This window comes from Rhodococcus sp. IEGM 1307 (genome assembly GCF_030056915.1).
Lineage (GTDB): Bacteria > Actinomycetota > Actinomycetes > Mycobacteriales > Mycobacteriaceae > Rhodococcus_F > Rhodococcus_F opacus_D.
Window position 1 is genome coordinate 154736 of record NZ_JASHKW010000013.1, and the last position, 23647, is coordinate 178382.

The following is a 23647-nucleotide window of genomic DNA, read 5'->3' on the forward strand; positions in this document are numbered from 1 at the left end:
AGCGACGTCAGCGTCCTTCCTCCCCCATGGTTCGGAGGAGTTCGCGCGCCTGGACGGCAACCCACAGTTCGGCTCGGACGTACGCTGAGTCGAGCTCCCGCCCAGTCAGTTCGGCGATCTTGACGAGCCGATTACGCAAGGTGTGGCGATGAACGCCGAGCGCCGCCGCGGCCGTCTCGGTGTGGCCGTTGTGCTCGAGGAACGCGGTGAGGGTGGACACCAAACTGCTCGACGCCGGGTGTGCGGCATCGTAGGTGTCCACAGCGGCGAGCATGGACTGTTCCAACGCGCGCAGTTCGGCGGGGCTCTGGCTGCCGAGGAGCAAGGAGAAGGTGCCGAGTTCGGCGAAGTCGGTGATCCGATCGGTCTGCAGACGCCCGGCACGGGCCGCGGCGGTCGCCTGCCGCACGCTCAACGCGGCGGTGAAGATCGGCGTGGGCAGACCCCGCCCACCGCCCAGTGGGCGTTCCAGCTGTGCACCTACCTGCTGCTGTAGGTGCAGCCCCACCTCGTGGGAGCGTTCTTCCGGGACGATCACGATCAGATCGTTCTCGGTCGGCACCATCAGGTACGGCGTGGACTGCCCGGTCAGTGCCGCGGCTATTTGCCGTTCGGCAGCGAGCAGCGGGCCGACGTTGGTCAGTATGAGCGCGACCACCTGTGAGTCTGTGTCGAACCCGAAGTATCGGAGCAAGCTGACATCGAGGTCGCCGCCGAGATCGAGCAGAGCTCGGGTCACAGCCGCCCGGAGTCGCTGTTCGGCATCGACGACCTTGGCGGGCTTGCCCAATTCGATCGATACCAAGGACACCGCATGGGCGACGAGCAGTCGGTCGGACGCAGACAGGAGGTCATCGGAGCTGACAGCGAGGTAGCCGTGGAGATCCTGTGCGGCCGAGACGGTCTGCACCGTGCAGTATCCGTGATCGTCGGCGACGACCTTGCTCGTCGGACGCCTCCGGCCCGGCGCCGACCGCGCCGTACTGGCCACCTCCCGGGCGTGACGGATTACCCGCACCGAATCCGCACCGTGCACGGCCAGAACCTGACTGTCGGAGTCGATGACGGCAACGGTCGAGGAGAGGACCCGACCGAGCATCGAGATGACCGCGGGTATGCCACCGCGCAGCGTCGCGCGGGCGAGCTTCTCCTGGTGGTCGACCACCCGTTGAACGCCGCGAAGTTGATCGGCGGTCAACTCGTCAATCACCGCCCGGGTGATGGCGATGAACGGTGTCGAGGCCGGTACCGCGAGGATCGGCAGGCCGAAGGCGTCGCCGGCGGTCAGGACGCCATCGGGTACCCGCTCGAAGGTCGTGCCGGTGTCGAATGCCAGGGCGACGGTACCGGCTTGCACCAGTCGGGCCACGTAGTTAAATTGCTCCTCTGCTGTGGGGCCGATCTTCAGGCCGGTCGTCATGACCAGCTCCCCACCGGAGATCCACGGCGTCGGATCGGCGAGTTCGATGGGATGTGCCCAATCGATCACACGATCGGCACCCTCTCGGCCTGCCACGAGTGACAACCCCAGGTCGCTGTGTTGGGTCAGTCGACGCACTGTGAGCGTCACGGTGTCACTCGTTCCTTCGGTACCCGTCGAGCACGGTCAGGCAACTACTCGCCCCGGCGATTCTAGGGCTGATCTGCTACCGAACGCCCTCCGGGCGATGGCGACCCGGCGCCGTCAACCGGACGGGTAGATACCGCTCCATACATTAAAACATTGATAGCATAGTTTAACGATATGACACTGTCCTCAGACGACGGAGCGTGATCCACGCGGACAGCCGGTTCGTCCCCGCTGGTCCCCACAGGCAACCTATGCGATGAAGCCACCCTGATAATGTCGAACAGAGGGAGAACCATGCCAGCCAACCGAATCAGTCGGTCATTGTCGGCGGAGCACGGACGCCGGTCGGCCGGTTCATGAGCTCGCTCCAAAATTTCAGCGGCGCCGACCTCCGAGCTCTGGCCATCAAGGCGGTGCTCGAGCGCACCGGAGTAGCCGCTGCGGACATTGATTACGTCGTCATGCGGCAAGTTCTCACCGCCGGGACCCGGTCAGATACCAGCTCGCCGGGCCGCGACCGCAGCCGGCCTTCCGATGTCGGTGTCCGCCGTCAACGTCAACAAGGTGTGTCTGTCCAGAATCGACTCGATCGTGATGGCAGACATGCTCATTCGCGCGGGCATCTTCCACGTCGTCGTGGCCGGGGGACAGGAATCGATGACCAACGCGCCGCATCTGCTCCCGAAGAGCCGGACCGGTCACAAGTACGGCGCCGCAAAGCTGCTCGACCATCTCGAGTGGGATGACCTCTGGGACAGCCTCACCGACCAGCCCATGGGAGCCCTGACCGAAGCGCACAATCAAGCACTCGACAAGATCTCCAGGCAAGAGCAGGACAGCTTCGCCGTCGATTCGCACACCAAAGCCGCCCGCGCGACCAAGGACGGTGTTTTCTCGATGACGAAATTGTGCCGGTCACCCTCACCCGGAAAGGCCAGACGTACGAAGTGACGCAGGACGAAGGTGTGCGGGCCGAGGCCAGTGTCGACTCGCTTGGCGCGCTCCGGCCGGCCTTCCATCACTCCGGCACGGTCACCGCCGGAAGCGCCTCGCAACTGTCCGACGGTGCCTGTGCAGTAGTGGTGATGAACAAGGCCGTCGCCGAACGCCGGGGGCTGCGCTGGCTCGCCGAAATCACCGGCCACGGTTTCGTCGCGAGACCCGACTCGACCTTGCAGTCCCACCCGGCGGAAGCCATCAAGGCCGCCCGCTCGGCCGCGGGTCTCACGCCGGCCGAACTGGACCTGGTCGAAATCAACGAGGCGTTCGCCGCCGTCGGTATCGCCGCCACCCGGGAATTGGGGCTCGCTCCCGCGGTGGTCAACGTCAACAGTGGCGCGATCGCCATCGGCCACCCGCTGGGGATGTCCGACGCCCGCGTCGTCTTGCATCTCGCGCTCGAGCTCTCGCGCCGCGGCGTGGCGTGGCGTGGCGTGGCAGCACTGTGTCGTGGCGGCGGCCAAGGGCAGGCAATCGTGCTGCGCTCTCCCCAAGGGTTGCGAAGGAGCAATTGAGATGGAGGTCGACACCAGAGTCGACGACGCCGCGATGATCGATTTCGTCCGGTCGTGGCATCTGTACGGAGGCGGTAGTGATGAGGAGATCTTCACGCGTTCGACCTCAAGGCCCATGCTTTCTTCCAGCGTGTCCTCATGCTCCTGACGGTCGGGGAAACGGGGGAGCTGTCTCCTGCCACGGTCGACGCCATGCGGAAAGTGTGCCGTGCCCGGCTGTGACTCGACCGCGAAGGTGCACGCCAAGTCTGATCTAGTTCATCGACACGGTTCGGAAGAAACACAATCCGAGTGTGGCAGCTCCGTTGACAGTGCGCGCCGCAGGATGTCGAGCATCCAGTCCGGCTCGCTCTAGTCGTGTTCCGCCCCGGCCGCGGCAGTCCTGGGGGAGCCGCCGCCTACAGGGGAGCCGGTGGGCGCGCGTGCAGTATTCGCTTCATGCCAGCGGCGGCCACAGGACATCGCTCTGTTTGAGGATTGCAGGATCAGGGCGGTTTCGACGGACGTCGCCTTCGCGAGGATCGCCGACGTGGAGAACCATTCGTACAGGGCGGCCTTGTTTGCCACCCGTAGCTCGATGAAGATCTGGTTCTCACCGACGACGGCGGCCGCCGGCCGCAATTCGGTTCGGTTTCAGCGCCCGATCGACGTGACATCTGAGGCCTCATAGCAGTTGACCCCACCGTGCCCGTCCGAATGCCCTTTGCAGTCAAGTGCGCAGTGGACGGGTCCTCGGTCCACATCGACGCCGCCGACCCGAACGGAATTCCATTGGTAATGGTGACGGCCTCTTCCACGGTGTCGAACGGAAGGAACACCAGGACAGGACCGAAGATCTCCGGCTGCGCCGCACCGCGTCCGGGGACACCCCCGTCGAGAACGGCGGGGTCCCATGCAGTCGCCGCCAATCTCGACCAATGCGCGCGAGCAGCAGCGACCGCAACCGCGCCCTGGGCGACCGCGGCGTCAACGTATCCGAGTACCCGCTGCAGGGCATTCTCCTCAACCATCGCCCCCAATGTCGTTGCAGAATCGAGCGGATCGGCGTGCGTGAGGGCTTTCGCTCGGCGCACAACCGCTTCCAAGTTCGTCTCGGCGGGAGCGGTGCACTATCAGGCGTGAGCGGCCGGAGCAGATCTGTCCCTGGTTGAAGAAAAGCCCGGATGCGATCGCATCCACATCTGCTCAACATCGAGCGCATCGCTCATCACGATCTGGGGACTCTCACCCCGAGCCCAAGTGAGACCCGATTGATGTTGCTGTCGGCGGCATAACGCAGAAGTGCCGTCCCGCCGGTCCCGAGCCCGTGTGAAGGACACGGCGTCGATATCCCCATGTAGACCGAGTGCGGCACCGGCTGCCGCCGAATCCGGCCACGATGTTCAGCACTCCATTGGGAAGACCGGCCTCACTGGCGAGCTCGGTGAACTGGAGTGCAGTCAGAGAGGACTGCTCGACAGGTTTGACGACGAACTGTCTTCAACCGCCAGTGCCGAATTGAGCTTCCATGCGGTTCAGTGGGAAGTTTCACGGCACGACGGCACCGACCACACCGAGTGGGTCCCGGGTAGTCGTTGCCAGCGTGCGGTGGTCGCTCGGAGCGACTTCGTCATAGCGCTTATCGATTGCCTCAACATAGAAACCGAAAGCCTGGACGACCACGCGCATATTCACGTCGATCGCGTCAGTCACGGGTTTGCCCAAGTCCCTCGAGCCCCAGCGACCTCCTCTCGGTCTTCCTTCACGAGCCGAGCCAGACACCGCAGATTGCGTACCGAATGCCACGAGGAGGTAGTCGAGTCGACGATAAGCTGCACGCGACCGCCTACGGTCTCGACGGCGTCGTTGAGGCGATCAAACACGGAAAGGTCGACCGACGTGCTGATTACCCGGGCGGATGTCACGTCCCGTGCCGAGGCCACTGGAGTGAGCCGGGCACACGAAGCTGTGTGACCGGCTCCGCTGTATCACCCGCAAGCGCAAGTCGTCGCCTCCACCGCACCACGACATGAACACGCCCAGCGTCCGAGAAGACCTTGGATACTATCCGAAACCGAACCAGGGCTCTTCAGACGCCGCACTCGGCGACAGGGTGATCGCCTACTCCGCCGATAGTGGTGGTCCATCGCCTACCACCGAGCAGCCCAATCGCATTGGTCAGTTCGGAACAGGTGCTCCCGTCGGTGCGGTCACGACACGCGGATTCGGCAGCGCGGACCGGTCTACAGCGAGACCTTCTTTGTAGATCGCCGCGATATCGCTTAGATTCTCGCTGTCGACAAGTGGATCCGCATTCAGAAGCACGAGGTCGGCGACCTTGCCCACCTCGACTGTACCGATCGTGTCGAGCTTGTTGTAGGCGTCGGCGACGTTGTGGGTGAGAGCCTGAATGGCACCCATGGCGCTCAGCCCCCTTGTACGCAAGGCTTTGACCCAGGTGAAGTGGTCGGCCCCCAGCGTCCAAGGCCTGTCCTCGTGTAGCTCTTCACCCAGATCCTGCATCACGTCGTGAGATGTACAGCCGGCGTCGGTAGCAACCATTACGTTGGCTCCTGCGTCGATGAAGTTTCGCTCGTTCTTCTGATGTTCGGGACTGTTCATCGCTCCAAAGAAGTTGCCGTGAGCTAGAAGCCGGCCGGAGTAGTCATCGGTGAGGGGCTGGATTCCCACACCGATCCTCTTTTCCGCGATTCGCCGCACCAATTCGTCCGGTATCACCTGGTTGTACGTCCAGGTTGGATGGATCATGACGTCGACATCGACATCGGTCGCCAACTCAAGGGCGGGGACAGCTAGGGTATGCGAAAGGAAGGGCAGACCGGCAGCACGGGTGTCCTCCGCCATCATCCGGACCCACTTCTCGGGGAAGGTGTGGTAGGTTCTCAACGCCACGGGGTTGAGGTGCGCGGTGAGGTGGTCGCTGATGGCGACCTTGACCATGTCGACACCGGATTGAACGTAGTCCCGGAACCGTGCGCGGAACTCGCGTTCTTGCAGCAGTGTCAGGTCGGCACCGACACCGGCGGCGAAGAGCTCGTCAATTCGATTTGCGAATGTCGGCGAGATTGACTGCCGTGCAGCGAAATTGAAATCAGGACTGAAGGGCCCACCCATGCCTACGATGTTCCCGGCCGCGAAGATCCGGGAACCGATCGTTGCACCTGCGTTGATCCGATCCCGGGCTTCGAGCACCGGATTACGAGCGTCCCAGGTGTCGAACACAGTCGTCACACCGTTGCGGAGGGTCAGTTGAGCCCCCTCCTCGATGACCTTCACGAACGACCCCTCATATCGGGAAAGGTACTCCACACCGCCTATGCCCATCATCATGATGCCGTCGAGGAGGTGGATGTTTCCGTTAATGTAGCCAGGGAGCAACCATTTGCCGGCGGCATCAATGACTTGCGGTCCCGCGCTGGTGTCGTACTGCGACGATGGGACGATGCGGGTAATCGAGCCGTCCTCGACGACAACGGTCGTGTTCTCGGCCGGAGTACCTCCACGTCCATCGATCAGCGTGACTCCGGACAGTGCAAAGTTGGACATACTGTGACTTCCTCTCTCATCTGTGCGACAGAGATCCTGGCGCACAACTCAATGTGGCGACGCCGGTGTGAACACCTCAATCTGCCCCGGTGCCGACGCGTTCCCTACCGACTGCTTCGATATGCGGTTCTGTAAATCCTCCCCGGTGACTGAAGTCAGGCACCCAACTCGACCGGTTCAACAACGTTGGTACATAACAGGCATCCAGCCATCGTCCGCCTCGACTCCGTTCGCTGTGCTCGGGCGATCGCGAATCGATGGATCAGCTCCAAACACGCTTGCACGGCAGGCACCCGGCGAAGACTGTCCCCCAACGTCACGATGTCCTCGTCGGCCGCACTGCGTCCGCACCCACGTTGTACCTCAGATCTGAGAGTCGCTATCGCAATCCATTTGTTCGACCGCGGAAAGCTTCGGCGGATGGAACCGATGTTGTATCGGTCGAAACTCGCCGGGGATGTCGATACCGCAGTTGTGGAAGTGCCTCCAGAGTCACGTAACCCGGAGGCGCGGAAAGTACATCGGGAATACGATTGACGAGCGTGGCGCATGTAGTCCAACTCGTCGGCACTTTCTCGTTGCGCAGGTTCAGCTCGGGTTCACCGAAAATCGTCCAGTCGTTATAATCCGCATTATCAGGGCCATAAACCATCCCAGTCATCTCGATCGTGAGCACGACACCCTCGTCGGTGGTCAGGGTGTCAATATCGGTGAAGCCAAGAACCGAGCCCTTGCGAACTACAGTATTCAAAGCCCTGCACTCGGTGTCGGCATCTGCGATGACAGGTTTCGTTTCGCCGCTGGCGTCGCGCGGACTTAGTCCAGCCACAACCGCAAGTTGCTCAAGGGCATTGCGCCCGAATGTTGGTGGACGGGAGGCGCCGGCCAACCACTGCTCGAACTCTGTCATGCTGGACCCAACCTGTTGGTCTCGGGCGAGCTCAGCTCCGAAATCGTCTACGTTCCAACTTGCTTTACCGACGACGCGCTGGATCCGGTGCGCGGTTCCCATGAGTACCGACACCAGATTGACCCAGTACCCGTCCTGGTGGCCAGTGCCGGTGATCGTCACGCCGGCTTCACGTGCTGCCTTATCCAATAGTTCGGTTTCATCAGGCGACGTCCGTCGCGAGAACATCAGCTCCTCAGAGAGCGTGATCACATTCGCTCCAGCAACAAGACATGCCATCGCCGGCTCGAACATGTCTTCCATGTACGAGGCAATTGTCATGACCACGAGATCCGGTCGCGTATCCGCGAGTACTAATTCGATGTCCTTTGCGACTGTGACGCCGAGCTGCTTTCCAAGGCATGCGACATCGCCGATGTCTCGGCCGATCTTTTGCGGACTACGAGCAACTGCTCCAACCAGTTCTGCCCCGTGTTCGTCGAGCATCCGCGCAACGAGCGATCCCATCGAACCCAAGCCGTACATGACGACCCGAGTCTGGGTTTGGGCCAGAATGGGTGCGGTGGATTCCGAAGAAGCCTGACCAATCATCGATTTCTACTTTCCGTTTACGGGCTTATGTCAAGTGAACCGGCTGTGTGACCGGGAAATGCGCAACGGCCTCACTGGCGACCAGCGCGATCAGAAACTGCCCCACGCCGGCGATCAGCGGACTCCAGATCATCCGCGAACCAGTAGTTGCCAGCGCGTAGGTGAACAGCGCACATCTTCCGACCGGCGGGAACTAGGTGAGTCCGGGGACAAGTTTGCCGACAAGCTCATCTCACGTTTGAATTCGGTCTCCAACCTGAGCGCAGCAACCTGAGCATTGTCGTTCAAGGAGTTGCTTTCGCTCGACTGGCTGTCACCGGACGGCGAAGTAGGTAGTGAGGTCACTGACGTCTTCCTTTGGAAGTGGAGATACGGGTCAACGGACCCCTGGCCTAGTAACGTGGGGCTCGTCACACCCGTCAAACATATAGGTTAATAGTTCATAGTTCAATGGCTGCGGGTTACGATTGTGTTATTGGCGCCGGTGGCCAAGAGGAGACAGTGCAGTCGCGCGACCGGGAGTGAACTCTGAGTCGCGCCGGGGACATTGGGATGACCTCACAGATTGACCTGTGTTCTCGCTGCCGAACGCCGAAATCTCCACGGCGGATCGCCTACCACCTGCACATGTCCCGATCCGCTATCGAAAGGTCCTGCGCCGCGATCGGATCCGAGTTTGGCCCACCTCGACCAGTCCACAGGCCTTCCCGTTCGCCGACCACCAACCCGCCGCTGCATGACACACCGGGTGAGCAGGTCCAAGTGGATATCAGAAATTCGGCCGCATCCCCGACGGTGGCGGACAACGCAGGTTTGGGCGGATCATCGGCAACCGTCACAACAAGAGGAAGGGCCGCGGTTACGCCTTCCTGCACCATGCGGTCGACGACCGTTCCGGCTCGCCTATTCCGAGGCGCACTCCGACGAACGCAAGGAGGTAGCCGCCCCGATCTGGGGAGGGGCTCGCAGCTTCTTCGCCGAACACGGTATCGAGGTGCGGACCGACAACGGTTCCTGCTATCGCTCACACTGCTTCGGGGCGGCGCTCGGTCCGAACGTCAAGCACCGCTACACCCGCCCATATCGTCCGCAGACCAATGGAAAGGTAGAGCGATTGAACCGGACGTTGGCCGCCGAAGAGGGCATACGCCCAGATGTATCTGTCCGACGAGGCCCGCTCGACGAAATACCGTGAGGCTGCCCCTCGGAGTGGACACCCCTGACGCTGGTTCCAGTGGAGAGCCAGTAGGCATGTCGACGTGGGACGTCAGCCGCTGTATCCGGAGGATTTCCGGAAAGACGCTGTCGCGCTGTACCGCGCGGCCGATGGCAAACGCACGTACGCAGTTTCCCGTACGTCGTTGAGGTGTATCAATACGACGAGACTCGCAACGAGTACCGAGTGGAGTTCTGAGACGAGACCCTCCGACAGTACATCCGGAAGCGGAACAACCAGTTACCGTTCCCCACACGGAAGCGGATCGCGCTGCAGTTCCTCTACGGCATCAACTACCTTCACAGCGAAAGGTTGCTCCACCGGGACATCAGTCTCCAGAACGTACTGGTGGAAGTCTTCGACCGCGGGGCGGTACTGGTGAAGCTCTCCGATTTCGGTCTGGTCAAGGACACGTCCTCCGAATTCACCCGGACGAAGACGGAGATGCGAGGAACCATCCGTGACCCAATACTCCACAACTTCAAGGACTACAACGTTCTGAACGAGGTGTACTCGATTGGCTGGGTACTCTCCTACATTTTCACCGGCAAAGAGTCACTGAAAACGGGTACCGACGAGGTGAGCCGGATCATTCAAAAGTGTGCCACGCTCGAGACCGCGCAGCGTTACCAGACAGCGCTCGACCTCATCGCGGATGTCGAGCGCCTCGAAGCGAGTCCCACGTCCGCTGACGCTCCTGCTTGATGGTCACCGGTCGAAGTGCCTAGCAGTTCCGGGCCCGGCGCGGCACGTTCCACATGCCCATCCCCGGCCAGAATGTGGTGCTGTAGGGGATGCCCAGGGTGATGGTGGCGACGAGGACACCGGACCCGGTCGCGGCGGCGACGGGTGGCGGTGATGGCGGGGAGTTGGATGCTCGCACCTCGGCATCCCCGGTCGCGCCGGTGGTGAGGTTGCGCCAATGCGCGGTCCCGGTGCATCCGGTCTCCATGCGGAAGTACGTGAGACCCGGTGTCGCGGTATGGGTTCGCGCGATGGCGCGGTCCTGGCAGATGCCCATCCACGTCGCATACTGAAACGACAGCGTGTTGCCTGCCACCGGCACTGGCAGAACCGTATCGACCGGTGCCGCGGACGCGGAAGGTGCACCGACGATCGCAGCCGTCAGCGTCGCCAGGGTTGTGATTCCGGCCGCGCGAAGGCGCGGCAGACGGGGCGCGATGAATCCTTCATGACCGGTCCTCTCGGGCGATGTAAGGCCATCACGGGACACCCTGGTCGTCACCTCGTTGGATCGACTGGCCCGCTCGGTCGCCGATCTCAGCGCGATACCACCGATCTCCAGGCCCGCGATGTGCTGTTGATGTTCGACGGCACCTTCCACGACCCGCGGGATCCGATCGGGCGAACGGTGTTCGCGATGTTGTCGACCACCTTCGCCGAGTTCGAGTCCGGCCTTATTCGTCTGCGCACGATGGAGGGCAATGCCCGCCGCAAGGCTGCAGGCGGTTTCGCCGGCCGCAAACCACTCCTCAACCCTGCACAACAGTCGAACCCTACGACCTGCAGACCACGGGGCACTCCGTCGCAGAGCTGACAAAGCGCTTCAATCTCAGCCAGCCAGGCCTGTACAAGTACCTCACCCGCGAGAAGGCCCGACGGAACGACGCACCCACCTCCGCCGCGGACCACTGAGCGCGACGCCACCAGCTGGCATAGGGGGCAAGTCAGCGCGGAGCGGTGTCGCGGCAGCACACGTACTTTTTCCATGAACGCGTGCATGCATTAATGCACTCACGCATTCAGTGGGCGCCGAGGCCGATACGGAGCACTCAACAGTGATGACGAGGGAAGCAACGTGTGCAACACGGGCCCGTGCGACTGCAACAGGCGAAATCTCTGCCCTTCGGTGTGCAACGGTCAGTGCAACGATTGTGTGCGCCTAAGTTCTGCACCCCTTTCCGGGGGCCGGTGACTCTGCACGCCACAACACAGGCTGAGCAACGACCTCGTTCGAGCACGCACTGCCGTCGCAGCGGAACGTCTCCACCGTTAACGCATGCATGAATGCATGAATTAACTCACTCATGCGTTCTGACTCGCCCCCCGGCGAGTCGTATCCCGGACTGCCAAATCTCGACCCGACGGGATACGGCCCGCATCTCCACGCTAAACCACCCCCGGACTGACCTCAATGGCCAGTTCAGGGCCGATTTTTCGTCGTGCCGGACCATCGCCGCGCCCGGCTACGGCCATGTCGTGGGACCTCGTTGCAGTGGGCCTCGTGTTCGTTGCGCTGGGCTGCACGGAAGGATCAGCGCGCCTAAGCGGGTGGGCCCGCCGGGGAACAACGGTGTGCAACACCGCCCACTGCGACTGCAACATGCAGCGTCCGCATGTGCATCCTCGTCGTATATCCCGCTGACCAGGTTCCCGCCATCTGGGATCGTCCGTCCTTGCATATGACCAGATCGCGCCTCCTTGCTCTGGTGGTAGGCAGGCACCTGGTTTCGGATCGGCTCGAAATCGACCCGCGAGCGCCCCTAGTTGTTGATCACAACCCTGTGCATTCCAGACAGGATGTGGAAGTTCTCAGGGCGGCGCATCGTCTGTCAGCGCACCGGTTCCTCGACAGGAACGTCGGCGGCCCGCCCCTCTCGTTGCCGGCGCCGGATGTGCCGTCTGCGGTCGTTCTCGGACATCCCGCCCCACGTTCCGTACGGTTCGGCAACGGCCAGGGCGTACTCGCGGCATTCGGTGAGCACCGGGCAGTCCTGGCAGACGCGCTTGGCGTGCGCTTCGCGCCGCGCCCGGTCCCGACCACGCTCCCCCTCTGGAGAGAAGAACAACGACGACTCGACGTTCCGGCACGACCCCAGGAGGCGCCAATCTCCACGATCACGATCACGATCACGATCACCGTCGACGGGCAGTCGGGTCCGTGGCGTACCTTCACGGCGGGAAGCCGGCACAGTGCTCGGCGCACGAGCGGATATACAAGTCATCGGATCGGTCTCACTCATCTCACTCACGGGTATTTGCGGACCTGTCACCGCGGTAACCCTTTCGCAAACAACATCTTTCACAATCAGTCCGGACGGTCTCTTCAAGTTCAGGTGCCCAGCCAGAACCTTCGACGAGCGACGGTGATCATTCGCTCGACCAAGCGGCCGCAGCGGTGCCGGCGCGGCGACGTCGAGATACGCGACCAGTGCCCGACAGAACGCTGCGGTGTCCATCCCGAAATCGGTTCTGATCACCTCGGGAGGGCCGCCGCCGTGGGCGCACCAACGTGGGGCCTCACACCACCGGGAGGGGCGACCCCTCGACGCCCCACCGGTAAATTCCAGCCGTCTGTTGATCACTCCGAATCAAACTAGAACCGCAGGGCGTCGGCATGTCCGATTGTGAAACACACGCCTGTGACACCGGGGGCGCGTGTGCGTTCGATCGACGGCTTGATGCCAGCATCAGTTAACGCATGCATGCATGAACTAACTCATGCATGCCGGTGTGGTCCGATGAGACTGTCGAGGTAGGCGACCTGGGCTTCGAGAGCTGAACGGATGTCGTCGATGTCGTCGCGTAGCGCGGAGACTATCACTAACCGCCAGAGGGGAGCCGACGCTCCATCCGACCACAGAATCGACAAAGGAACACCGATAATGACTACAGACCTGAGCCCAATTCACCCCGGCGAGATCCTCCGCGAGGACTTCCTCGAGCCGTTCGGCATCACGCAGAACCGCCTAGCCACGATCATCGGTGTTCCGCCCCGACGGATCAACGAGATCGTGCTCGGCAAGCGGTCGATCACCGCAGACACCGCGTTGCGGCTGGCCAAGGCGTTCGGCAACAGTGCGCAGTTCTGGCTCAATATCCAGGACCGCTACGAGCTCGATCTTGCGGCCGACAAGATAGGCGACGCCCTCGCCAAGATCACGCGTCTCTCGGCGTAGAGAGGCAGAAGGGGACCGTCGGTGTGATTGCCCGCCGCACCGGACGGAACGATCACCGGGATGAATCGTTCGAAGGCTGAGCCACGCCGGGCCTGGAAGGCCGGCCAATGCACCAACGGCATCAGCTCCGGGCAGCGGTCCTGGCCTGGCCTTGCCGATGATGTTTGACCGTGGAGTCGCAAGCACTGCGCCGCCGGCGTTGTGCGTTCGAGAGATGGGAATCAGCGATGTACATCGGGTATGCACGAGTGAACACCGACACCCTCGTGGTGACCAAGTTGGATCGCCTGGCCCGTTCGTTGCCCGATGCCCGGGACATCGTCGACGAGCTGACGGCTCGGCATGCGTGCGTGCAGATCGGTGCCTCGTTGCATGATCCGACTGACCCGGTCGGTCGCCTGCTATTCAACGTCCTGGCGATGGTCGCCGAGTTCTCTGTTATCTGGACACGCCGGGACGCTCACCTCCCTGATCTGGGAGTTGCAGCCTGATGCACTGAGTACCGGCACAGGGAGGCCGGTATGCGGGTGGTCAAGGATGTGGATGGCGGCATTGTCCGACGGGTGATCCTGCTGGACGACTCCGGGCGCGAGATTGTCCCGGTGACCCGGTTTCTGGCGCATCTGCAGGATTCCGGTTACAGCCCGAACACCCTGTCTTCGTATGGCTACGACCTGCGACGGCTGTTCATGTTCCTCGACCAGCACAGCATGGGCTGGACCGAGTTCCGCCCGTCGACGGCGCTGGAGTTCCTGGGGTACCTTCGCAGGATTCCCAGCCGCGGCCCGGCTCAGCGGCTCGGGTTGGCGGTCGCGACCGCCGAGGGACGGCTGCTGTCTCCGGCAACGGTGTCCCGGATTCTGGCCGCGACGTCGAGTTTCTTCGAGTGGGCGATCGCCGCCGAGTTGTACACGACCTCAGATAATCCGATGCAGAAGCGCGAGGACGCCGCTCTCGCACGGGTCCCGGATCGGCACCAGCCGTTCGTGGGTGCGGCGAGTCGGCAACGACCGGTGCGCCGGGCGGTCCGGGTTCGGCTGCCGATCCGGCTGCCGCGACCGCTGAGCGGTGATGACATCGAGGCGTTGTTGGCGAGCATGTCCTCGTTGCGGGATCTGGCGATCTTCCTGTTGATGCTCGACGGCGGCCTACGCCCGGGTGAGGTGCTGTGCCTGCAGCTCGACGACATTGCTTACGGTCGGCGGAGGGTCGCGATCCGCAAGCGCGACGACCATCCGCGTGGTGCTCGCGCAAAGGCGCGACGGGAGCGGGTGGTCGACCTGCACGAGTCGCGCACGCTGGAGGCGGTGAGTCGGTATGTGCTGCACGAGCGGCCCCTTGACGCCACCAGCCCGTTCGTGTTCCTGATCGGCGGCACCGGCACGAACCGCGGGGAACCGCTCAGTTATCAGGCGATGGCGCGAGGATTCGCCCGTCGCCTGGACCGGTTGGGGATCCGGAGCCCGGACAAGACACCCCACGCGTTGCGGCACACACACGCGACGGCGATGTGGGAGTCGGGAATGAGAGAGCTTGCCTTGCAACGCCGTTTGGGTCATGCGTCGCCGGAATCGATCCGGATTTACACCCGGGTGTCCGACGATCAGGTGGTCCGCGAATATGACGCGGCGCTCGGACGGCGATCGTGACATTACCGCTGAGGCTCACAGGTGACGGATCGGTCGAGAGCCCGGTACCGAGCGAACACGTCGGCCGCGCCACCTACCGCGAGTGGTTGTGGCGACACGTGCCCACCAACCAGAAGTATTCGCGACTGTATGCCTATGACGATTTCGTCGAGCTGTGGCCCTCGCTGGCCGATTGGTTCGCCGCCCCTCTGTCGAAGCGCATGTTCGACACCGAGAATCCGGTGCCAGGGCGGAATCCACACGGAGGGGCGAGCGTGATCATGCCCTACCTGTCGTACCTGTCGCTCGTGCACGGCATCCGGCTCTACTACGACCTACTATTCGCCCGAACGTTCGCGAGCCCGTTCACCGCCTCCGCACGCACCGCCGGATTGGGAATCGACCCGGACACTTTCGAGCGGTACGTGAGCCGGCTCGTTCAGCTCGGGTACTCGACGCAGGGCGCGCTGACGGCCCTGAAATGGTCGTTCGGCAGGATGCTGCTGCATCGCGGTAACCCCGACATGACTGCGCTTACGATGGCCGATGTCTGTGAGTTGCGCTGCGCAGCCGACTCGTTCGCGGATCGTCTCTGGGTCGAACCGGTGCGAGAGTTCTATAGTCGTTCCCGAGGAAAGCGGCCTTCTACAGATCCAGCCGAGACATTCCGACGATCGGCAACGGCCCGGATCAACGGGGCGCATCTACTGCTGTTCACGATCGGGCAGGTCGATGCCGCGCCCCCGGGCAGGGTCGACGCCGGGTCGTGGACCTCACGCCTCGCTCCGGCCGGCACACCCCCGAAGATGACGGCGGTCATCGAGCGTTACCTACGGCTGCATTTGGACGCCAACCTCGGCCGGGAGCAGTCGGTCCGGCACTTCCGGGATGCGTTGCGGCGCCTGGTGCTGTGGCTGCGTGAAGCGCATCCAGAGATCACCAGCTTCGACCAACTGGACCGCAAGCACGCCGAGGAGTTCCTGCGCTGGCTCGGCGAGCAGACGAGTGAACACACCGGGATGCCGCTGGCGCTGACGACCCGGCGCTCGATCGTCACCCTGCTCGCCCGATTCGTCAACGAGACCGCCGCCTGGGGCTGGGACGACGTGCCAGGACGGGTGTTGTTCACCCGCGGCGACATCCCCAAGATTGCTCGGACGGTGCCGCGGTTCATCCCCGATCACGAGCTCACCGCGTTGATGTCCGCAATCGACCAGTTGCCCGACCAGTATCAACGGGCCGCGTTGATCATCGCCCGTTGGTCCGGGGCCCGCCGCGACGAGATACGCCGCCTGGCGATCGACTGCCTCGACGCCTACCCGGACGGGCATCCGCGGCTGCGGATCCCGGTTGGCAAGGGCTACACCGAACGCATGATTCCGCTGCACCCAGACGCCGCGGCCGCGTTGCGGCCGCTGATCGAACTGGCCCGAACCAGGAGAGCCCGCGGCCGGTTCGACCCTAGCGTCGGCCGGTCCGTCGAGCACGTGTTCACCGTGCGCGGCAAGCTGCTGTCCAAGGGTTTCCTGTTCGACCTCGCCCTCAAGACAGCCTGCACCACCGCAGGACTGCTCGACTCCCAGGGGCGCCCCACGATCAGCGCGCACCGATTCCGGCACACCATCGGCACCCAGCTCGCCGAGGGCGGCGCACGGCTCCAAACGATCATGGCGGTCCTTGGCCACCGCACGCCGCACATGTCACTGATCTACGCGTCCCTGTCGGACCCGACCGTCAAACAGCAGTATCAGGCGGCCCTGGATCGGCACCTTGACGGTGTCACGCTCGCCGGGCCGGCCGCACAGGCGTTGCGCGAGCACCGCCTCGACCCGCAGGCGGTGTCCTGGCTGCAGACGAACTTCCTCAAGACCGAACTCGAACTCGGCCACTGCCTGCGCCTGCCGCAGGAAGGACCGTGCGAATGCGATCTCGTGTTGACTTGCTCAAAATTCCTGACAACCAGCGACTACGCGCCCCGGCTTCGCCAGCGGCTGACCACCGAACAAACCCCTAATCGGCGACGCCGTCGAACGGGGATGGGACCACGAGGTCGAACGGCACCAACGCACCGCCGACCGCATCAAGGCACTCCTGTCCGACCTCGGCGAGGAACGGCAGCACTGAAAACGCATCGGTGAGGATCCTCCACTGAACGGGTACTGGCATTCCTTCGAGGCGCTTGACTTCCGGAAGTTGTCCACATAATCGAGGGCGACCTGATTCGGGCACGAACGCGGGAGGGGATGCGGATCGCGAAGGCGAAGGGACACCTGAAGGGCAAGAAGCCGAAGCTCAATCCACGCCAGGAACGGCACCTGGTCGAGCTTCACGCGTGAGGCGAATACTCGACTGCCGAACTGGCTGAGGTTGGCCGGTCGACGGTGTACCGGGCGATCGAACGCAGCGCCCACCGTGACGGCGCTCTCTCAGATTCCAGCACCTAGCGACCAGCAAAAACGCCAGCCGCACCGGCGGACGTTCAGCTAACGGGACTGCTAAGTCCAAGGCCTAAATGGATTTCTGGACGCGTCGTACGTCGTCTTCGTCCAACGCTGAAATTGTCATCAATCGCCACGCCCACCGATCGTCCGACCATTCGGTTGAGTGTGGGTATCGCTGCGTGAGTTGACGATCGAGCAGTTTGGGTTGCGCGCCGAGGGGCCACCGAGCCAGTGAGGCGTGTCCGTTCACGTGGAGGCTCATCACAAGTTCACCGGTGTCAGGGTCTCCGCTGATCGGAGTGAAGGACACTCCGGTCGGCCAGTACCGTGGGGTTGCACCTTCAGCCATTTCGTGGACTTGTCGGAGGTGCTCGGGGTCCCGGCTTCTTTCCTTCACTGTCGGCGGTGCGATAGCACCTTCCCAATCGAATACCTCATCGGGCAGGTTTTCGTAGGTGTTGACGTCGGTCAACTCGGCGTAGAGCTTGTCGCTGGAAGATCCCGTGCGGAGGATGAGTCCTGTCTCGTCGTCGATGACGAACTCGATGTTCTCCTCGTGCGACGTCGAGTTCATGATCATTGACCACGCGCGCCGGCCATTCACATAGGTTTCGATGGGGGACCTGGCGGGTGTTGTGTTCTTACTGAGGGTGGAGGGCGAGAGGAATGACTCGGGTCCTACAAACAAGAGAGGACTGATTGGTTTCAGGAGGTGAAGTTGGATGTGACCTGTGTTTCGATGCATCTCACCGTCACGCCAACTGAACGCGAGTTCGCCGTTTCGGATCAAGATCGGCTGACCCGATCTTTCGATACGCCATTGGTTACCGGGTCCGTGCCAGAATTCCCATGTGCCCTCGTCGACGTCGCCCGTGCGAGCGACGTATCGGTAGCTCAAGGCCGCCGAGGTATAGAGCATGTCGCTGGCCGCATGACGGCCCATCAACTCGACCCACGATGGAGTGCTTACGGTCATACTCTGCAACGATACGGTCGAGAACCTATGTCTGGTCGCAGGAGCGATCGTAGACCGGTCATCGATCCGCTTTCGGGACGAGCGCCTGACCCTTCCGGTGCGCGCTGGGCGTCGATCTCGTCCCGGTGCAGGTTCCGCTAACGGCGAGTGCTGCGACACTGTGGCCAAAGGGTGGGGATATTCGACAATGTCGTCCTCGGGGATTGGCGCAGGTATACAAGCGCTCCGCACGTCGGGTCATCGACGATTGTCCGGTGTTCAACTTCCCGAGCTTCGACGCCTGCGTCACAGCCCGCGGAGAGAGACGCACCGCTGAATCAGGACGCCCGGGGTGTCATCCGAGACCCGCATCAATTCCAAGCGCGCCGAGTTCGTGACGGCAATCCATTGCACTGCGGTCGGAATGTTCGGCGACCGGGCTCCTCGACCAGTTCGCGTCGGCCCTGAGCACGACCACCCGATCTTCATACAACGACCCGAAACCGAAGGAACCAGAATGAGCCGCTCCGACACCACCGAGACCATCATCGAGTTCGAGCGACTGAGCGAGACACTCGAGGGCCGCCGTCACCGCACCTTCCTGCGGGCCAGGAGCCGGCGCCGCGTCGACGGCAAGGTGGTGCTGATCACCGGTGGGGCCCGAGGCATCGGTTCGGAGACAGCGAAGGCACTCACGGCCAAGGGCGCGCGGGTGGTCGTCACCGATGTCGACGCTGCCGCTTTGTCGGAGGTCGTCGCCGAGATCGGCGCGGACAAGGCCGTCGGTGTCGTCGCCGACGTCTGCGACCTCGCGGCGATGGAGGCGGCGGTGGCCCGGGGCGTCGAGAAGTTCGGTGGTATCGACCTGGTGCTCGCCAACGCCGGGATCGCCAGCTACGGCTCGGTACTCGGGGTGGATCCGGCCACGTTCAAGCGTGTCCTCGACGTCAATCTTCTGGGCGTGTTCCACACGGTGCGGGCGGCGTTGCCGTCCGTCATCGAGCGCAACGGCTACATCCTGGTCGTCTCGTCTCTGGCGGCGTTCGCACCGGCACCGGGCCTGGCGGCCTACAACGCGAGCAAGGCCGGCGCCGAGCACTTCGCCAACGCCCTCCGCCTCGAGGTCGCCCACCAGGGTGTCGATGTGGGGAGTGCGCATATGTCGTGGATCGACACCCCCCTTGTGCGGGAGGCCAAGGCGGACTTCTCCGCCTTCCGGCAGATGCTGAACTCGATGCCCGGCCCGCTGAGCAAGACCACCTCGGTCGACGCCTGCGTGAAGGCGTTCATCCAGGGCCTGGAACGACGTCAGCGCCACGTGTTCGTCCCCGGCTGGGTCGGCATCATCGCTCAGCTCCGCACCCTCGTGAACTCGAGGATCGGCACCCACGACACCCTCGCGCAGGCGTCCCAGCTCGTTCCCCGGATGGACGCGGAAATCGCCCGGCTGGGCCGCTCGACGAGTGCCCGCAACGTCGGCGCCGCGAGCTGACCCGACAAAAACCACCTGGCAAGGCTGACACCCATCGGAATTATCCGATGGGTGTCGGCGCATTCCCAGGCTATGCCGCACCCAGCTACTGACGAATGTGCTTCCCCCAGTAGATGTGTCGGATATTTTCCTAGTCGATGCCGGGTGCGGAGCGGTCGGTATCCGATGCCTCACCGACGAGCTCGGCGAGGGCGAGTGCGACGCGCAGCTCGAGGGTGCGCTTGTCCACGGACCGTCCCAGTATTTCTTCGGCTTGCCGGAGCCGGTAGCTGACGGTGTTCTCGTGAACGCTGAGTCGTTTCGCCGTTCGGCCGCGGCTGCCGTTTTCGGAGAGGTAGACGCGTACCGTCGCGGCGAGCCGGCGGGTGGTGTCGTCCCCCAATGCCAATGAACCGAGCTCGCGTTCAACGAAGGCGCGGGCATGGTCGAGGTCTGCTGTGGCGAGCGAGCGCAGTGAGATGTCGTCGTAGCGGGTGATGCTGCCCGCGGGGCGCCCGGCCAGCTGGGCGACTCGCTGCGCTTGCAGGGCCTCGGCATGGCTGGCGCGAAACCCTGCGATGCCGCGGGCGGGCTCGCCGATCGAGACGCGGACGCCGGGCGCTGTCGCGGTCCGCAGCCGCAGCTCGTCCAGGACCCGGGACGGCACGACGGATGTGGAGCTGATCCACGCTGCAACGGAAAGTATTCCGAGGGGATGGATGAGGGTCTTGCGGCTGCCGAGTGCGGTGGCGATGTCGCGGATGGCGGCCTCGAGCACGGTGAGGGTGTCGCGTCCCTCCTCCTGGCTGTCGAGCCAGGCGATGGCGCCGAGGTGCACCCGGCCCAGTTCGTGGCGCAGCCGCCGGCCCGCCACGTCGATGTCGATGGGCTGTCCGGACAGGATCGTTCTGATCGTCTCGGCCTGGGTGGCGGCGGTGCTGCGCAGCCAACGATCGCGTTCGGCGACGTAGACCTCCTCGACCAGGCAGAGCGCGGCGTCGACATACGCGAACAGCCACGCCGACAACAGTTCGTTCGCGCGGTTCAGCTCGTCCGCGTCGGCCGCGTGGTTCGCGAGGATCGCGTTGAGGTGCGCAGACGTTGCGGCGTGGCCGAGCCGGTAGCTGCGTAGCAAGGTGGTCAGTGGTATGCCGTGCCTTGCACCGTCCTGCGCGTAGGCGAGGGTCGCCGAGCCGAGGCTGGCGGCGTCCGCGGGGTCTTCGCCGGACTGCAGCACCTCGGCGAAGAGGCGGATACTCACTTCGGTGCTCGCCCGGTTCACCTCCAACGCCTCCGCGTTGGCGAGGAGTTCGGGCAGCCGCTCGCTCGTGTAGGCCGCGACCGCGTCGGCGAGCTCGGGGGCACGGGCGGCGAGTTCGACGGCCGCGGGTTGCAGGACCGTCGACCACAGCCGTCGCTCGCGCTCACCGCGGGCGCCCACCCAGCCGGGTTCCATGCATCTCACGCTATCGCTGCGCGTGTGGCGGTGGTGTGGATATTCGACAACAGCGGGCCGGTTTGTTGGCGCGCACGGACAAGCACTCGATGGCCCTGGCCAGCGACTATTGATGCATGCCAAACAACGGAACCGAGCAGCTCCTCACCGGGGCCAGTATGGACGACTACCCGCTGACCCTGACGAGCATCGTCGAGCGCGCCGAGCGGTTTCACACCGACCGAGAGGTGGTGTCGCTTCGGCCCTCGGGGGCGATCACCCGCACCACTCTCGGTGCCTGTGCCGGGCGCGCCCGGCGCCTGGCCGGCGCGCTGACCGGGCTCGGTGTCCGCGAAGGGCACCGGGTGGCGACCCTGCTGTGGAACCAGAGCGAACACCTGGAGCTGTACTTCGCGGTCCCGGCAATGGGCGCGGTCATCCACACATTGAACCCCCGGCTGTTCTCCGACGAACTTGCCTTCATCGTCGACGACGCGCAGGACACGGTGATCGTCGTCGACGAATCACTGCTCGAGGTGTTCGACACCTTCCGCGCCGGGCACGATTTCGCCCACATCATCGTCGTCACGCACACCGGCGAGACCCCCGAGGGAATGCTCGACTACGAAACTCTGGTCGCAGACGGTGAGCCGGTGCAGTGGCCGGAGCTCGACGAACGCCATGCGGCGGCAATGTGTTACACGTCGGGCACCACCGGCCGACCGAAGGGCGTCACCTACACGCACCGGGCCCTGGTGCTCCATTCCCTGGTCGCGGCGCTGCCCGACCAGCTGGCGGTCTCGGCACGGGACACGATCCTGCCGGTCGTCCCGATGTTCCACGCGAACGCCTGGGGCCTGCCGTATGCAGCGGCTCTGGCCGGAGCGCGGCTGGTCCTGCCCGGGCCGCGTCTGGACCCGCACAGTGTGCTCGGCCTGCTCGCCGACGAGCACGTGACGATGACCGCCGGGGTCCCCACCGTGTGGATGGGCATGCTCGCCGCGATCGACGCCGAACCCGACCGATGGGACCTGTCGGCCCTGGACCGCTTGGTCGTCGGCGGCGCAGCGGTGCCCCAGTCGATGTTCGAGGGATACGACCGGCACGGGCTGACCGTCATCCAGGCCTGGGGAATGACCGAAACCGCACCGCTGGGCACGGTGTGCCGACTGCCGGGCAGCCTCGACGAAAGCGAGGCGGACGACCAGTACCGGTACCGCACCCGACAGGGCATCGCCAGCCCCTTCTTCGACATCCGCGCCCGCGACGACGACGGCCGGCTCATCGCGTGGGACGACGCCGCCATGGGCGAGCTCGAGGTCCGCGGCCCCTGGGTCGCGGCGAGCTACCACCGCGGCAAGGGCGCCGACAGCTTCACCGCCGACGGCTGGTTCAAGACCGGAGACGTGGTCCGCATCGACAGCCGAGGGTGCGTCCGGATCTGCGACCGGTCCAAGGACCTCGTCAAGTCCGGGGGCGAGTGGATCTCCTCCGTCGACCTGGAAAACCAGCTCATGAATCACCCCGCGGTCGCCCAGGCAGCAGTCATCGCCATACCCGACGACCGGTGGGGCGAGCGCCCCCTCGCAGTCGTCGCACTGCGCGCCGGGGCCGAAACCTGCGCGGACGAGCTACGTGAACACCTTGCCCAGGAGTTCGCCAAGTGGCAGTTGCCGGACCGCATCGAGTTCGTGGACGCGATCCCCTGCACCGCCACCGGAAAGTTCAAGAAGACCGCACTACGCGACCAATTCACCTCAGCCTGAACAACCACCCCACCCCAGGGTCGACCGACCCGCAACAGAAGGAACCCACCATGAGCCGCTTCGACATCACCCAGACCAACCGCGCCGTCGAACGATTGATCGAAACGACCGACAACAAGCGCCACCTCTACCTCCTGCACGCCTACAACCGTCACCGCTACCTGGAAATGGCCGGACGCTTCGAGGAAATCTTCGCCCCCGACATGACTGTCGCCAACCCCGTCTACCACTTCAACCTGCTCGGCACCACCACCACATTGGAGGGCGCCGACGCCGTCAAGGAGGTCTACCGCGAGTGGACCGGCACGGCCCAGTGCGTGTTCTACGTGGACGACGAGAAGCTTGCGGTCAGCGACCACATGATCGTCTCGACCTCGACGATGTACCAGCAGACCCCCGGCAGTGTCCTCGCGGCCGGCGGGGCACCCGTCGACCCCGACGCCACCTACCTGATGAAGTCCGCCGAGCACATGATCTGGCCCTACGACGACCAGGGCCGCCTGATCGGTGAGGACGTGTGGGAGTACGACGAATCGGTCCGCGAGATCATCGCACTCGATCCGAGCGAGGTCCTCACCGTCGAGCAGTCCGCCGCGCTGCTCGCGCCGCTCATCAAGCCCCTTCCGGCGTTGAACCCGTTCACCGCCTGACCACAAGCGCACGAACATCGCGGTTCCCCTTCGA

Annotated in this window: 15 protein-coding genes and 6 pseudogenes; 13 read left to right on the forward strand and 8 right to left on the reverse strand. The window is 63.9% G+C overall.

Going from position 1 to position 23647, the window contains the following annotated elements; genetic code table 11:
• Positions 1–7: 7 nt before the first annotated feature.
• Positions 8–1570 (reverse strand): PucR family transcriptional regulator, encoded by a 1563-nt coding sequence (locus QM841_RS24975; protein WP_280784217.1) that lies wholly within the window; start codon positions 1568–1570, stop codon positions 8–10.
• Positions 1571–1890: 320 nt separating this feature from the next.
• Here QM841_RS24975 and QM841_RS24980 point away from each other — a divergent pair.
• Positions 1891–3084, forward strand: a pseudogene (locus QM841_RS24980) (acetyl-CoA C-acetyltransferase).
• A gap of 485 nt (positions 3085–3569) precedes the next feature.
• Here the strand turns inward: QM841_RS24980 and QM841_RS43460 are convergent.
• From QM841_RS43460 to QM841_RS24995, 3 genes and pseudogenes are all read right to left on the reverse strand, one after another.
• Positions 3570–4752 (reverse strand): annotated as a pseudogene (locus QM841_RS43460) (aldehyde dehydrogenase family protein).
• A gap of 489 nt (positions 4753–5241) precedes the next feature.
• Entirely contained in the window at positions 5242–6630 is a 1389-nt protein-coding gene (locus tag QM841_RS24990; protein ID WP_280784221.1) for an amidohydrolase family protein, read from the reverse strand.
• Positions 6631–7009: 379 nt separating this feature from the next.
• Positions 7010–8131, reverse strand: coding sequence for an NAD(P)H-dependent amine dehydrogenase family protein (locus QM841_RS24995; RefSeq protein WP_283334152.1), 1122 nt, complete (start codon positions 8129–8131; stop codon positions 7010–7012).
• Positions 8132–8731: 600 nt separating this feature from the next.
• On the opposite strand from QM841_RS24995, the pseudogene QM841_RS25000 reads away from it, so the two are divergent.
• Positions 8732–9321: pseudogene (locus tag QM841_RS25000) on the forward strand (integrase core domain-containing protein); the annotation flags it as partial.
• A 242-nt stretch (positions 9322–9563) separates the two neighbouring features.
• Positions 9564–10052, forward strand: a pseudogene (locus QM841_RS25005) (protein kinase domain-containing protein); the annotation flags it as partial.
• 19 nt (positions 10053–10071) lie between these two features.
• Here the strand turns inward: QM841_RS25005 and QM841_RS25010 are convergent.
• Positions 10072–10413: a hypothetical protein gene (locus QM841_RS25010; protein ID WP_283334154.1), complete on the reverse strand. Its 342-nt coding sequence runs from the start codon at positions 10411–10413 to the stop codon at positions 10072–10074.
• A gap of 169 nt (positions 10414–10582) precedes the next feature.
• Between QM841_RS25010 and QM841_RS43200 the strand changes: the two genes are divergently transcribed.
• Together QM841_RS43200 and QM841_RS25015 are read left to right on the forward strand one after the other, a co-directional pair.
• A complete protein-coding gene (locus tag QM841_RS43200) occupies positions 10583–10672 on the forward strand; it encodes a hypothetical protein (protein WP_349307418.1) in 90 nt (29 codons plus the stop codon).
• Positions 10672–10905, forward strand: coding sequence for a hypothetical protein (locus tag QM841_RS25015; protein WP_283334156.1), 234 nt, complete (start codon positions 10672–10674; stop codon positions 10903–10905). Before QM841_RS43200 ends, QM841_RS25015 begins: the two co-directional genes overlap by 1 nt.
• A gap of 1015 nt (positions 10906–11920) precedes the next feature.
• On the opposite strand, the gene QM841_RS25020 is transcribed toward QM841_RS25015, so the two are convergent.
• Positions 11921–12157 carry a WhiB family transcriptional regulator gene (locus QM841_RS25020; RefSeq protein ID WP_283334157.1) on the reverse strand — a complete coding sequence of 79 codons (237 nt, stop codon included), beginning with the start codon at positions 12155–12157 and terminating at the stop codon, positions 11921–11923.
• A gap of 816 nt (positions 12158–12973) precedes the next feature.
• On the opposite strand from QM841_RS25020, the gene QM841_RS25025 reads away from it, so the two are divergent.
• The 5 genes and pseudogenes from QM841_RS25025 to QM841_RS25045 all read left to right on the forward strand — a co-directional run.
• The gene (locus QM841_RS25025; protein WP_007297375.1) at positions 12974–13267 is read left to right on the forward strand and encodes a HigA family addiction module antitoxin; all 294 of its coding nucleotides are present in this window, start codon (positions 12974–12976) and stop codon (positions 13265–13267) included.
• A 251-nt stretch (positions 13268–13518) separates the two neighbouring features.
• Positions 13519–13701 (forward strand): annotated as a pseudogene (locus QM841_RS25030) (recombinase family protein); the annotation flags it as partial.
• A gap of 87 nt (positions 13702–13788) precedes the next feature.
• Positions 13789–14916, forward strand: a complete 1128-nt coding sequence (locus tag QM841_RS25035) for a tyrosine-type recombinase/integrase (RefSeq protein ID WP_283334160.1) — start codon at positions 13789–13791, stop codon at positions 14914–14916.
• On the forward strand, positions 14913–17033 hold the full coding sequence (locus QM841_RS25040; RefSeq protein WP_283334162.1) for a tyrosine-type recombinase/integrase: 2121 nt from the start codon (positions 14913–14915) through the stop codon (positions 17031–17033). Before QM841_RS25035 ends, QM841_RS25040 begins: the two co-directional genes overlap by 4 nt.
• A gap of 69 nt (positions 17034–17102) precedes the next feature.
• Positions 17103–17339, forward strand: a pseudogene (locus QM841_RS25045) (recombinase family protein); the annotation flags it as partial.
• A 64-nt stretch (positions 17340–17403) separates the two neighbouring features.
• Here the strand turns inward: QM841_RS25045 and QM841_RS25050 are convergent.
• Positions 17404–18312: a hypothetical protein gene (locus QM841_RS25050; RefSeq protein WP_283334163.1), complete on the reverse strand. Its 909-nt coding sequence runs from the start codon at positions 18310–18312 to the stop codon at positions 17404–17406.
• Between the two features lie 496 nt (positions 18313–18808).
• Here QM841_RS25050 and QM841_RS25055 point away from each other — a divergent pair, with 496 nt between their 5' ends.
• A complete protein-coding gene (locus tag QM841_RS25055; RefSeq protein ID WP_283334165.1) occupies positions 18809–19783 on the forward strand; it encodes an SDR family oxidoreductase in 975 nt (324 codons plus the stop codon).
• A gap of 130 nt (positions 19784–19913) precedes the next feature.
• Here the strand turns inward: QM841_RS25055 and QM841_RS25060 are convergent, their stop codons facing one another.
• Positions 19914–21218: a PucR family transcriptional regulator gene (locus QM841_RS25060; RefSeq protein ID WP_283334167.1), complete on the reverse strand. Its 1305-nt coding sequence runs from the start codon at positions 21216–21218 to the stop codon at positions 19914–19916.
• Positions 21219–21334: 116 nt separating this feature from the next.
• Here QM841_RS25060 and QM841_RS25065 point away from each other — a divergent pair, with 116 nt between their 5' ends.
• Positions 21335–22963, forward strand: coding sequence for a long-chain fatty acid--CoA ligase (locus tag QM841_RS25065; protein ID WP_283334168.1), 1629 nt, complete (start codon positions 21335–21337; stop codon positions 22961–22963).
• Positions 22964–23013: 50 nt separating this feature from the next.
• Complete coding sequence (locus QM841_RS25070) at positions 23014–23613, forward strand: hypothetical protein (RefSeq protein ID WP_283334170.1); 600 nt, start codon at positions 23014–23016, stop codon at positions 23611–23613.
• The last annotated feature ends 34 nt before the right edge of the window (positions 23614–23647 follow it).

Bases quoted from the DNA above. Each gene is read 5' to 3' on its own strand.
- QM841_RS24990 (WP_280784221.1), bottom strand. From the start codon at position 6,630: ATGTCCAACTTTGCACTGTCCGGAGTCACGCTGATCGATGGACGTGGA.
- QM841_RS24995 (WP_283334152.1), bottom strand. From the start codon at position 8,131: ATGATTGGTCAGGCTTCTTCGGAATCCACCGCACCCATTCTGGCCCAA.
- QM841_RS25015 (WP_283334156.1), top strand. From the start codon at position 10,672: ATGTTCGACGGCACCTTCCACGACCCGCGGGATCCGATCGGGCGAACG.
- QM841_RS25025 (WP_007297375.1), top strand. From the start codon at position 12,974: ATGACTACAGACCTGAGCCCAATTCACCCCGGCGAGATCCTCCGCGAG.
- QM841_RS25035 (WP_283334160.1), top strand. From the start codon at position 13,789: ATGCGGGTGGTCAAGGATGTGGATGGCGGCATTGTCCGACGGGTGATC.
- QM841_RS25050 (WP_283334163.1), bottom strand. From the start codon at position 18,312: ATGACCGTAAGCACTCCATCGTGGGTCGAGTTGATGGGCCGTCATGCG.
- QM841_RS25055 (WP_283334165.1), top strand. From the start codon at position 18,809: ATGAGCCGCTCCGACACCACCGAGACCATCATCGAGTTCGAGCGACTG.
- QM841_RS25060 (WP_283334167.1), bottom strand. From the start codon at position 21,218: ATGGAACCCGGCTGGGTGGGCGCCCGCGGTGAGCGCGAGCGACGGCTG.
- QM841_RS25065 (WP_283334168.1), top strand. From the start codon at position 21,335: ATGCCAAACAACGGAACCGAGCAGCTCCTCACCGGGGCCAGTATGGAC.
- QM841_RS25070 (WP_283334170.1), top strand. From the start codon at position 23,014: ATGAGCCGCTTCGACATCACCCAGACCAACCGCGCCGTCGAACGATTG.